This is a genomic window from Pseudoalteromonas sp. 78C3, from assembly GCF_002836695.1.
GTDB lineage: Bacteria > Pseudomonadota > Gammaproteobacteria > Enterobacterales > Alteromonadaceae > Pseudoalteromonas > Pseudoalteromonas arctica.
This window is the reverse complement of record NZ_PJAV01000172.1, coordinates 13,191-25,698: the sequence shown is the minus strand read 5'-3', so window position 1 is coordinate 25,698 and position 12,508 is coordinate 13,191. Positions and strand designations below refer to the sequence as shown.

Here is a 12,508-nt window from a genome sequence, read left to right as displayed (position 1 = left end):
GCCATTATGATAACTGCCATTATTCGCTGGTCTGTTAGCAATCGCTTTTTTGTGTTGTTGCTTACATTAATTTTACTGGGTGGAGGATTGTTTGCTGTAAAAAATACTCCCGTGGATGCCTTGCCTGACTTATCTGATGTTCAGGTCATTATAAAAACCACTTACCCGGGGCAAGCGCCGCAAGTAGTGCAAGACCAAGTTACATTTCCGCTCACCACAGCAATGCTTTCTGTGCCGGGTGCACAAACTGTAAGGGGTTTTTCGTTTTTTGGAGACTCGTACGTTTACGTTATTTTTGACGAAAAAACCGATTTGTATTGGGCGCGTAGCCGAGTACAAGAATACCTAAGCCAAGTAGCGAGTAGATTACCCGATAGCGCTACGCCAGAGCTTGGCCCTGATGCAACAGGCGTAGGTTGGATTTACTTATACGCACTAATTGATAAAACAAATAAACACGATATTAGTCAGCTACGAAGCTTACAAGATTGGTTTTTAAAGTTTGAGCTACAAACTGTGCCCGGTGTATCTGAAGTGGCTGCTGTTGGTGGCATGGTTAAGCAATACCAAGTCAATGTAGAGCCCGATAAATTACGCGCATATGGTATTCCGCTTAGCCTCATTCAAACCGCTATTCAACAAGGCAACCAAGAGATGGGCGCCTCAGTAGTTGAAATGGCTGAAGCAGAATACATGGTAACAAGCACAGGCTACATTAAGAGTGTTGCCGACTTGGAAGCTATTCCGCTTGGTGTAAACGCCAACGGTACTGCGCTGCAATTACGTGATGTAGCCGATATTAGAGTCGGACCGCAAATGCGCCGTGGTATTGCAGAACTGAATGGTGAAGGCGAGGTAACCGGCGGCATTGTTATTATGCGCTATGGCGAAAATGCACAAAAAACCATTGAGCTTGTAAAAGCAAAATTAGAATCGCTTAAAAAGGGATTGCCAGAGGGCGTTGAAATAGTCCCTGTGTACGATCGCTCCAACTTAATAAATAACGCGGTAGATAATTTAACAAGTAAGCTAATTGAAGAGCTTATTGTAGTTGCCTTAGTGTGTGTGGTGTTTTTGTTTCATGTGCGCTCATCGCTGGTGGCGATTATTACGTTACCGCTTGGAATTTTAACGGCATTTATAATTATGTATTGGCAGGGGATTAACGCCAATATTATGTCTTTAGGAGGAATTGCAATAGCGATAGGCGCAATGACCGACGGTGCTATCGTCATGATTGAAAATATGCATAAGCATATGGAAAAAACGCCCCTTACCAACGAAAACCGCTGGGAAGTTGTGGCTAAATCGGCGAGTGAAGTGGGTCCTGCATTATTTTTTAGTTTATTAATTATTACCGTCAGCTTTATGCCGGTATTTATTTTAGAAGCGCAAGAAGGACGTATGTTTGCGCCACTCGCTTACACTAAAACCTATGCTATGGCAGCGTCTGCTGGGCTTGCGATTACCTTAGTGCCGGTATTGATGGGTTACTTTATTAGAGGTAAAGTTATTTCGGAGCAAAAAAATCCAGTTAACCGATTACTCGTCGCAGCGTATCGACCACTACTTAACTGGGTGCTTAAATTTCCAAAAATGACACTGGTACTCGCGGTGGTTGTTTCTGTTATTGGCTTTTACCCGGTAAATAAAATAGGCAGTGAATTTATTCCGCCACTCGATGAGGGCGATTTAATGTATATGCCCACAACGTATCCTGGTTTATCGGTAGGTAAAGCGCGCGAAATATTACAGCAAACCGACAAGCTAATTGCCACAGTGCCCGAGGTTAAAACAGTATTTGGTAAAGTTGGGCGAGCAGAAACTGCAACAGATCCTGCGCCGCTTACAATGATAGAGACGTTTATTCAGCTAAAGCCAAAAGACGAATGGCGCGAGGGTATGACTCTTGAAAAACTTAAAAAAGAACTCGACGGTTTGGTTAAGTTTCCTGGGTTGACGAATGCGTGGGTAATGCCAATTAAAACGCGTATTGATATGCTTGCAACGGGTATTAAAACCCCTGTGGGAATTAAAGTTGCGGGACCAAAGTTGAGTGAAATTCAAAAAATTGGTCAACAAATAGAAGTGCTTTTAAAAGATGTGCAAGGCACCGCATCGGTTTACTCAGAGCGAGTAGCCGGTGGACGTTATATAAAAGTAGATATAAATCGTGAAAAAGCCGCGCGTTATAGCTTAAACATCAGCGACGTACAGCAAGTTGTATCTACTGCAATAGGTGGTACAAACGTAACACAAACGGTAGAAGGGCAAGAGCGTTACCCTGTTAATTTACGTTATCCGCAAGCATACAGAGACTCGCCAGAAGAGTTAATGTTGTTACCTATTGTAACGCCTACAGGGCAGCGTATAGCACTTGGTGATGTAGCCGATGTATTTATTGAAGATGGACCGCCTGGTATAAAAAGCGAAAATGCACGTTTAAACGGTTGGAGTTTTATTGATATAGATGGCGTTGATATTGGTACTTACGTTGAGCACGCTCAGCAAGTGCTCGATAAAGACCTAATACTACCTGCTGGCTACTCAATTACGTGGGCTGGGCAGTATGAATACATGCAGCGCGCTAAAGAAAAACTGACTTATGTATTACCACTTACATTAGCGATTATTATTGTATTGCTTTACCTTAATTTTAGAAGCTTTGCTGAGGTCACTATTATTATGGCTACGTTGCCACTGGCAATGATTGGTGGCGTATGGCTAATGTATTTAGAGGGCTTTAACTTTTCAGTTGCAGTAGGTGTAGGCTTTATTGCCTTAGCTGGGGTAGCGGTAGAAATTGGGGTCATTATGTTGGTGTATTTAAACCAAGCCTATCAAGAAAAGTGCCTCGAAGCAGAGCAAGCCGGAAAACCGCTTAGCTTAGTGCAATTACAGCAAGCTATTATTGAAGGAGCAGGGCTTCGAGTACGCCCAGTTATGATGACTGTCGCGACAATTATTATCGGTTTATTACCTGTACTTTATGGCACGGGCACCGGAAGCGAAGTAATGAGCCGAATAGCAGCGCCTATGGTTGGCGGTATGGGCAGTGCAATTGTACTCACCTTACTTGTTATTCCTGCGGTTTACCTACTATGGCGCAAACAAGGACTTAAATAATATAAAGCAACAGACGATAGAGCAATGCTGTTACTACCCACGCATTGCTCTATAAAAATTACCTATAATTTGTAAGTTGTTCTATTAAATAGCTAGTTATTACTCACATTTAAATTAACTAACTGTTTTTAAATAGCTTTTTAATTGGCATGCTTTACGCAGTGTATTACCTATACAGTCAACTAAGTAAGGAATGCACATGCAAGTTAAAACAATTAAAGAGGTATACGATTGGACCGTTTTGTTTCATACGCAAATGGCGGCTAATTTTTATAGCGTAAAGGATTTACTCGATGAACATAATGCAATGCTGGTGGACTACTACCTAAATTACGAAAAAAAACTCGCCGAAGATTTAGTCGGGTTTAAAGCGATAACTGAAATAAATACGCTCGATACGTACAGTTATGAATACTTTGCTAAAAATCCTGAGCTAATTACTTTTGAAGACATTAGTAAAGATCAGCAATTCGATGAAGAAGTCATTCAAGGCTATTTAGCACAGCAACATCAAAAAGTGATTGAGTTATATGAATACTTACTTGAACGCGCCGAAACTCAAAGTGGGCAAGAAAAGCTTCAACAAATACTAGAGCTTGAAAAGCAAGGTATAAAGCAAATGATGCAAAGTACTAATCGTCATATGGATATGTAGCTTTATAAAAGAGCGGGGTTACTGAGTTTATCTTGCTCTTATTAGCTTTAAGGTGATTATTTAAAATAGCTGATGCTTGCATCGGCTTATTTTATGTCTGCGTTAAATAATCTGCAGAGCATTTTGATGGACTAAAATGGTATGCGTGTCAGTTGTATGGCACGCATAAATGGAGGTTAAACTTCTTCCGTATCTACAATTAAATCACTTGTAATTGATTCCAATGCTTCAATAACTTCGTCTTTATCCATACCATTTGGCAAAGTAACGGTAGCAACAGCGCTAAAAATAGGCACTCCCCAATTAGGTGCACTTTGTTGCCTTGAATTTAAGTGAGTAATATTAGCGCCTTTATGACGTATTACACTTGCCAGTTCTTGAACAATACCAGGACGGTCGTTACCTGTTATAACTAGATTAATTTGCTCTAGTGTTGATGGCTCAATCTCTGTGTTTCCGGTTTCAATACGAACGTCTAACTTAGGTAACTTATTTAAAGCACTTTGTAATGATTGAAAATGCTCCTCAGCAACTTCAAGTTGAATAATACCTGCAAAATGACCTAATAAATGGCTTAAGTTACTACTAAGCCAGTTGCCATGATTTTGTAATACGACTGATGAGATGCTCTCTACTAAACCAGGGCGATCTTTCCCTAAAATAGTTATAACCAACTGCTTCATAAGTAATTCTCTTTTTAAGCCCAAAGAAAGTAAATGCATAGGCATTAAGTATGTTGTCTAATTTAAATTGTGTGTTGTTGCACTTTTTTATAAATCTTTGATTATAAATTAAAAAAATGGATATAGTTGTGTTGACTATACGCAGTATTAATAGTCATTATTATTTACTAAGTACTCTTTTAGTATTGACCTCGATAAATACTTTGTCCAATTATTTTATAATTTAGTTCACTTATAAATCACCTATTTGAAGCTAATTTAGACTTTTCCCTCGTTAGTTTTATTTAAAGCTGTTTTAGAGTGCTTATTATTACTGCTGTAACATTACTGTCATCTTGATGAAATATAATTTATGCAACGTTAAGATTTAAGGGTGTTTTGATGACTTCAAATCCGAATAAGCCGACTTTTAATACGGATCGAAGCCGTCTATTTAAAGATCGGTTTGCCAAGTTTGGCATAACCGCTGGTGGGATAATGGTATTGGTAGCACTGCTATTAATATTCTTTTACCTTCTTTATGTAGTACAGCCAATTTTTGAATCAGCAAAAGTAGAAAAACGCGATAGCTTTCATGTTGCTAATTCACAGCAAATAGCAGGCTTAGGTGTAGAAGAGCAAACTGAAGTTGCTTATTTACTAAGTCAGCAAGGTCAGGTTGATTTTTACAGTGTTGAGTCAGGTAGTTTTGGTAAAAAACTCAAAACACTTAATGCAGATTTACCAAGTGATGCAACAAGCTTTGCAACAAGCGCGCCTTTTCAAGGGCATTATGCGTTTGGTTTAGAAGATGGCACCGTAATGGTTGTTGCACCTAAATTTTTAGTTACCTTTCCAAACAACGAGCGTAAATTAACACCTCGCTTAGGTTTTCCTCTAGGGGAAATGGCTTTAGAAGTAGATGAACAAGGTGCAGCTATTAAACGCTTTGCATTTAGTCACTATGAAGACAAAACAGCGGTTGTAGCTCTTACAGAAGATAAGCGTGTATTATTTAGCAGCTTTATTGCTGAAGAGAATATGTTTACCGGTGAAGTAGAGTGGGTTGTTGAGCGCACAGAACTTGATGTTGATGGACGTGTAGACGAGTTATTAATGTCGCCAGATACAACACGTACTTTTGTACGTTCTGCTAATCAAGTGTACGTATACGATACTCGCGACCCAAGTGATGTGGAGCAAATTCAGTTGCTTTCGGCTAACGAAGAAAATGCAAATATTGTATCTGCACAACTGCTAGCGGGCGCAAACTCACTCATGCTTGCTAATGATAACGGTGAGGTTTCGCAGTGGTTTGAAGTAAACACTGACACAGGCCGTGAATATCAAAAAATTCGCTCATTTGAAACAACTAAGCAAAGTAAATTAAATGTATTTACTGAGTTTTACCGTCGTACTTTTTTTACTACCGGCAATAATGGTGAGCTAGGCGTGTACTACACAACCAGCGAAGCAAAATTATGGCAGGGAAAAGTAAGTGAAGGCGCAATAGAGAACTTTGCAATTGCACCACGTTCAAATGCTGCGTTAATTTTAGCGGATAATAAGCTAACAGTATTAGACATTCATAACGAGCACCCAGAAGTTACTTGGTCAGCACTTTGGCAAGAAGTGTGGTACGAAGGTTACCCAGAGCCAGGTTATATTTGGCAGTCAACATCAGCCAGTGACGACTTTGAATCTAAGTTTTCACTTGTGCCAATTTCGTTCGGTACATTAAAAGCAGCACTTTATGCGATGTTGTTTGCTGTACCAATTGCGCTTTCGGCGGCTATTTACACGGCATACTTTATGTCGAGCAAATTACGTAAAGTGGTTAAGCCTACCGTTGAAATAATGGAAGCATTACCAACCGTTATTTTAGGTTTTTTAGCGGGTCTTTGGTTAGCCCCATTAATAGAAGAGCACTTACCTGCCATTGTTGGGTTACTCATATTATTACCTTTAGGTATGTTAGCGACAGGTTTAGCCTGGACTAAATTACCAACAAAAATACGCCATAGAATTCCTGATGGTTCGCATTCAATCATCCTTATTCCGGTCGTTTTACTTATTGGTTGGTTTTCGTTTGCTATGAGCGAATTTGTTGAACTTTGGATGTTTGACGGCAATGTACGTCAGTACTTAACAAATGAGCTAGGTATGACATTCGATCAACGTAACTCGCTTGTTGTAGGTATTGCGATGGGCTTTGCGGTTATTCCTACTATATTCTCAATTGCAGAAGACGCGGTATTTAGTGTTCCAAAGCATTTATCAAATGGCTCATTAGCATTAGGTGCAACGCAGTGGCAAACACTAATACGTGTTGTATTACTAACAGCAAGCCCAGGTATTTTCTCTGCGGTAATGATGGGACTTGGCCGAGCAGTTGGCGAAACCATGATTGTACTTATGGCAACCGGTAATACACCGATTATGGATTGGAGCATTTTCCAAGGTATGCGTACGCTTGCGGCAAATATTGCAGTTGAAATGCCAGAGTCAGAAGTAGGTAGTTCGCACTATAGAATATTATTCTTAGCGGCCTTTGTATTATTCATATTCACATTCATTTTTAACACAGTCGCTGAGTTTGTTCGCCAGCAACTGCGTGAAAAATACAGCTCAATGTAAGCGGAGAGACATGACATGGTAAAGCAGTGGTTTAAGTCTGGTTCTCCTTGGATTTGGATGACCGGTGGTGCAGTGAGCATCAGTTTGATTTCAGTTTTAGGCTTATTAGCAATGATAGCCTGGAAAGGGTTAAGCTTTTTCTGGCCTTCAGAAGTTGTACAGTTTGAACTTGAAGGGTCGATTGCAAAGCAAACTGTTATTGGCGAAGTTTACGACCGTGAATTAGTACCAAAAACGCGTTTAGCCGCCACAGGTATTGATGTTAGCGGATTTGAAAAAGAAGAAATAGAGCGCTTACTTATTAAAACAGGTAACCGCGAATATGTAGATTTAGATTTTCGTTGGATATTAGAAACCGACATAACAAATAAAACAGCACCAGCGGCGCTTGCAGTATTTGAGCGTAGTAAAAACGGTAACTTTTATGGTTATGTGCAAAACGTTATTAAAGACGGTAAACCAGTCGAAGGCGATAAGATTGAAGCGCTACATGAGCTTGTAGAGCGTGCAGTAGACTTAAATGACGAAGCACTTGATTTGCAAAATGGCGACATTGGGCATATTAACTACGCACTTGAACGCTTACGTTTAAAAGAAAAAGGCTACTTACTTGATAACGCTCTCACTGATGAACGTGTTGCTGAGCTTGCTCAAGCACGTGCTGAATTACGTGCAGAGTATGGTGTACTCGAAAAAGATTTATTTGCACTACGCAAACAAGCTAAACGTGACCACGTAACTGTAAAAGATATGCGCGGTGAAGTTGTTACAATTCCTATGTATCAAGTACTTGATGTTTGGTTTCCAAACGATATGGGCTTTTTTGCAAAGCTAGGCCACTACTTTGTGCAACTAGGTAAGTTTGTATCCGATGATCCACGTGAAGCAAATACAGAAGGCGGTGTTTTCCCTGCTATATTTGGTACTGTATTTATGGTTATGCTGATGGCTGTAATTGTGACGCCGTTTGGCGTTGTTGCTGCAATTTACTTACACGAGTACGCCGCAAAAAATGCAATCACTAAAATGATTCGTATCGCAGTGATTAACTTGGCCGGTGTTCCTTCAATTGTATACGGTGTATTTGGCCTCGGCTTTTTTGTATACATGTTAGGTGGTAGCTTAGACCAATTATTTTATCCAGAATCGTCGCCAACGCCAGTATTTGGTACGCCAGGTGTAATGTGGTCGGCATTAACGCTCGCTATACTAACGTTGCCAGTTGTTATTGTATCGACTGAAGAAGGTTTATCTCGTATTCCAAGTACCGTACGCGATGGTTCACTAGCGCTTGGCGCAACAAAAGTTGAAACGTTATGGCGCATAATTATTCCAATGGCAAGCCCTGCAATTATGACAGGTTTAATACTGGCAGTTGCGCGTGCTGCAGGTGAAGTTGCACCGTTAATGCTAGTAGGCGTTGTAAAAATGGCTCCTACATTACCACTTGATGGCAACTTCCCGTATTTTCACTTAGATAGAAAGTTCATGCACTTAGGCTTTCATATATACGATGTTGGCTTCCAAAGCCCTAATGTTGAAGCGGCACGCCCGCTGGTATACGCAACGGCCTTTTTATTGGTGTCGGTGATTATTACCCTAAACATAACGGCCATTGGTATACGTAACCATTTACGTGAAAAATTCAGATCGCTTGAACACTAATTAGTAAAGATTTTATAGGTAACAAAAATGATTACAGTCGCTCCAAAAGTAAACCAAGCTAATATAGGCCAGAAGTTAGACCTAGAAAATTTAACGGATGACCAAAAAGCGCTAGAGATTAAAGATCTCGATCTTTACTACGGTGATAAGCAAGCGCTTAATAAAGTAAATATGAACATTCCAAAAGGCCAAGTAACTGCGTTTATAGGACCATCGGGCTGTGGTAAATCAACTCTATTACGTTGTATTAACCGCATGAACGATTTGGTTGATATTTGCCGTATTGAAGGTGAAATATTACTTCACGGTCAAAATATTTACGATAAGAGCGTAGATGTAGCAGCACTTCGTCGTAATGTAGGTATGGTGTTTCAGCGTCCTAACCCATTTCCTAAATCAATTTATGAAAATGTGGTTTATGGCCTACGCTTACAAGGCATTAAAGAGAAGCGTAAGTTAGACGAAGTGGTAGAGCAATCACTTCGTGGTGCTGCTTTATGGGATGAAGTAAAAGACAGATTACACGATAGCGCGTTTGGCTTATCGGGTGGTCAGCAACAGCGTTTAGTTATTGCTCGCTCAATTGCAATTGAGCCAGAAGTTCTTTTATTAGATGAACCTACATCAGCACTTGACCCTATTTCTACTTTGGTAATCGAAGAGCTAATAAACGATTTAAAAAACCAATTTACCGTTGTTATTGTTACACATAACATGCAACAAGCAGCACGTGTATCTGATCAAACAGCCTTTATGTATATGGGCGAATTGATTGAGTACTCAGACACAAATACCTTATTTACTACACCAACGAAGAAAAAGACCGAAGATTACATTACCGGTCGTTACGGTTAATTAGCCCGTTGTAGCGTGTTGTGCAAGATTAAGAGAGAAGGTAACTATGGAACATAATATTAATAAACATATTTCTGGGCGTTTTAACCAAGAACTAGAAAATGTACGTAATCATGTATTAAGCATGGGTGGCTTAGTTGAGCAGCAGTTAAATAGTGCGCTTGATGCTGTGAGCCGTAACGATGCAGAGCTTGCTCAAAAGGTACGTCAGAACGATTATAAAGTGAATGCTATGGAAGTAAGCATTGATGAAGAGTGTACGCGTATTATTGCTCGTCGTCAGCCTGCAGCAAGTGACCTGCGTTTAGTGATTGCAATAGCTAAAACAATCGCTGATTTAGAGCGTATTGGCGATGAAGCTGAGCGAATTGCTAAAGTTGCACTAGACTCATTTACCAAAGATCAGCAAGATTTATTAGTAAATATTGAAAATATGGGCCGTCAAGTTTTAAAAATGCTACACGACGTACTGGATGCATTTGCGCGTATGGATGTGCAACGTGCATTTCAAGTACATAAAGAAGATGCAAAAGTTGACCGCGAATATGAAGCTATCACACGTCAAATAATGACTTACATGATGGAAGATCCACGCTCAATCCCTAAAATCATGGACTTAGTTTGGTCTGTTCGCTCATTAGAGCGTATTGGTGATCGCTGTCAGAACATTGCTGAATACATTATTTATTTTGTTAATGGCAAAGATATTCGCCATACATCTCAAGAAGATATAGAAAAATCACTATGATTTTTTACCCATCATGCTTTTCTATTAAAGCGGCTTAGTGTCGCTTTGTGTGTTGCAAGCTTTAGTGAAGTAATAAAAAGCGTTCACAATCTTGGTTAATACTGTAAAATTCATGCTGCAAAGCATATCAATTTGATTAAAGGGTCAGTTATGCCTACAAACGCGTTTTTAGGAGTATTTGCAAAATCTCCTATCAAACCAATGGAAGAACACATCAAGAAGGTTCATCAAGCAAGTAAAGCTTTGATACCTTTTTTTAATCACGTATTTAAAGAAGAGTGGGTACAAGCAGAAGAGCTTCGCATCACTATTCGCAATTTAGAACGTGAAGCTGATGATATGAAAAGAGATATACGTTTACAATTACCGCGTGGTTTATTCATGCCGGTAGAGCGTACAGATCTTCTCGAACTAGTAACTCAACAAGATAAGATTGCTAATAAAGCGAAAGACATTGCAGGGCGAGTGATTGGTCGTGAAATGACCATTCCAAAAGTTATGCAAGCTGATTTCTTAGCTTACTTAACCCGTTGTGTAGATGCGACTAAACAAGCATCTAAAGCAATTAACGAATTAGAAGAATTGCTAGAAACGGGTTTTAAAGGTCGAGAAGTCACCTTAGTAGAAAAAATGTTAGTTGAATTGGATGCCATAGAACAAGACACGGACGAAATGCAGATAAAAGTACGCCGCCAGCTACGTGATGTAGAGGGTGAGTTAAATCCAATTGATGTTATGTTTTTGTACAAAATCATTGAATGGGTTGGCGAGCTTGCAGATATTGCAGAGCGCGTAGGATCACGTCTTGAGCTGATGTTAGCTCGTTAATTTAAAATCAGTTCAAACACGAAAGATTAAGGTTTTACAATGGATATCATTGCATCTTACGGCACGGTATTAATTTTAATTGCCGCAGCAGTCGGCTTTTTTATGGCTTATGGTATTGGCGCGAACGACGTAGCGAACGCCATGGGCACATCTGTAGGTTCAAAAGCGCTAACAATCAAACAAGCTATTTTTATAGCGATGATTTTTGAATTTGCAGGCGCTTACTTAGCAGGTGGTGAGGTTACATCAACAATTCGTAAAGGAATTATCGATGCCGCACCATTTGCAGACATTCCTGAACTTATGGTTCTGGGTATGATTTCGTCTTTATTTGCAGCGGGTGCTTGGTTATTAATGGCCTCGTTCTTGGGTTGGCCAGTATCAACGACTCACTCAATCATTGGTGCAATCATTGGTTTTGCGTTAGTTGCTGTTGGTACTGAGGCGATTCAATGGGATAAAGTAGGTGGTATTGTTGGTAGTTGGATTATAACGCCCGCCATATCAGGCTTTATTGCATACTTAATATTTATGAGTGCACAAAAACTTATTTTTAATACAGATGCACCACTAAAAAATGCTAAACGCTATGTACCACTTTATATGGGTTTAGCCGGTTTTATAATGGCCTTGGTTACAATTAAAAAAGGCTTAAAGCATGTTGGTGTTGATTTAGGTGCAGCCGAAGGGTACGCCTTAGCAATAGCTGTAGCAGTTGTCGTTGCTATAATTGGTAAAATTGCTATTTCTCGTTTAAATATCGATCCAAAAGCAGATAAACAAATGCAATTCAACAATGTTGAAAAAGTGTTTGCTGTTCTTATGGTATTAACAGCATGTTGTATGGCCTTTGCACATGGTTCTAACGATGTTGCTAATGCAATCGGTCCACTAGCTGCTGTTGTAAATATTGTTGAAAACAATGGTGAAATTGCTAAAAAAGCGGCTATTGCTTGGTGGATTCTACCTCTAGGTGGTTTTGGTATTGTTGCGGGTCTTGCTATTTTGGGCAAAAAAGTAATTAAAACGATTGGTGAAGGCATTACACATTTAACGCCTAGTCGTGGTTTTGCTGCTGAACTAGCCGCTGCTTCTACCGTTGTTATTGCATCAGGTACTGGTATGCCAATCTCTACTACTCAAACCTTAGTAGGTGCGGTATTAGGTGTAGGTATGGCACGTGGAATTGGTGCACTTAACATGGGTGTTATCAGAAACATTGTAGTTTCTTGGGTAATTACATTGCCAGTTGGCGCTGCCCTTGCTATTGTTATTTTCTACGTACTAAGAACCGCATTTGGGGTTTAACAAAAAAGTACTCAAAGACTTTTA

At 39.8% G+C, this 12,508-nt stretch carries 9 protein-coding genes; 8 read left to right on the top strand and 1 reads right to left on the bottom strand.

Translation table 11 applies throughout. The annotated features are described in order from the left end of the window. The first annotated feature begins 6 nt into the window (after positions 1-6). Both CXF76_RS18345 and CXF76_RS18340 read left to right on the top strand, forming a co-directional pair. The gene (locus CXF76_RS18345; protein ID WP_024590588.1) at positions 7-3,126 is read left to right on the top strand and encodes an efflux RND transporter permease subunit; all 3,120 of its coding nucleotides are present in this window, start codon (positions 7-9) and stop codon (positions 3,124-3,126) included. Positions 3,127-3,325: 199 nt separating this feature from the next. Beyond that, on the top strand, positions 3,326-3,781 hold the full coding sequence (locus tag CXF76_RS18340) for a hypothetical protein (RefSeq protein ID WP_101164320.1): 456 nt from the start codon (positions 3,326-3,328) through the stop codon (positions 3,779-3,781). Positions 3,782-3,957: 176 nt separating this feature from the next. Here the strand turns inward: CXF76_RS18340 and CXF76_RS18335 are convergent, their stop codons facing one another. Then, complete coding sequence (locus tag CXF76_RS18335) at positions 3,958-4,464, bottom strand: glycine cleavage system protein R (protein ID WP_007586460.1); 507 nt, start codon at positions 4,462-4,464, stop codon at positions 3,958-3,960. A 381-nt stretch (positions 4,465-4,845) separates the two neighbouring features. On the opposite strand from CXF76_RS18335, the gene CXF76_RS18330 reads away from it, so the two are divergent. From CXF76_RS18330 to CXF76_RS18305, 6 genes are all read left to right on the top strand, one after another. Beyond that, the gene (locus tag CXF76_RS18330) at positions 4,846-7,080 is read left to right on the top strand and encodes an ABC transporter permease subunit (protein WP_101164319.1); all 2,235 of its coding nucleotides are present in this window, start codon (positions 4,846-4,848) and stop codon (positions 7,078-7,080) included. 15 nt (positions 7,081-7,095) lie between these two features. Then, on the top strand, positions 7,096-8,745 hold the full coding sequence (gene pstA / locus CXF76_RS18325) for a phosphate ABC transporter permease PstA (protein WP_101164318.1): 1,650 nt from the start codon (positions 7,096-7,098) through the stop codon (positions 8,743-8,745). A 27-nt stretch (positions 8,746-8,772) separates the two neighbouring features. Continuing rightward, a complete protein-coding gene (gene pstB / locus CXF76_RS18320) occupies positions 8,773-9,600 on the top strand; it encodes a phosphate ABC transporter ATP-binding protein PstB (protein WP_007586464.1) in 828 nt (275 codons plus the stop codon). Positions 9,601-9,646: 46 nt separating this feature from the next. Then, the gene (gene phoU / locus CXF76_RS18315; protein ID WP_007586465.1) at positions 9,647-10,348 is read left to right on the top strand and encodes a phosphate signaling complex protein PhoU; all 702 of its coding nucleotides are present in this window, start codon (positions 9,647-9,649) and stop codon (positions 10,346-10,348) included. A gap of 150 nt (positions 10,349-10,498) precedes the next feature. Further along, a complete protein-coding gene (locus CXF76_RS18310) occupies positions 10,499-11,176 on the top strand; it encodes a TIGR00153 family protein (RefSeq protein ID WP_002957838.1) in 678 nt (225 codons plus the stop codon). A gap of 39 nt (positions 11,177-11,215) precedes the next feature. Then, complete coding sequence (locus CXF76_RS18305; protein ID WP_007586466.1) at positions 11,216-12,484, top strand: inorganic phosphate transporter; 1,269 nt, start codon at positions 11,216-11,218, stop codon at positions 12,482-12,484. The last annotated feature ends 24 nt before the right edge of the window (positions 12,485-12,508 follow it).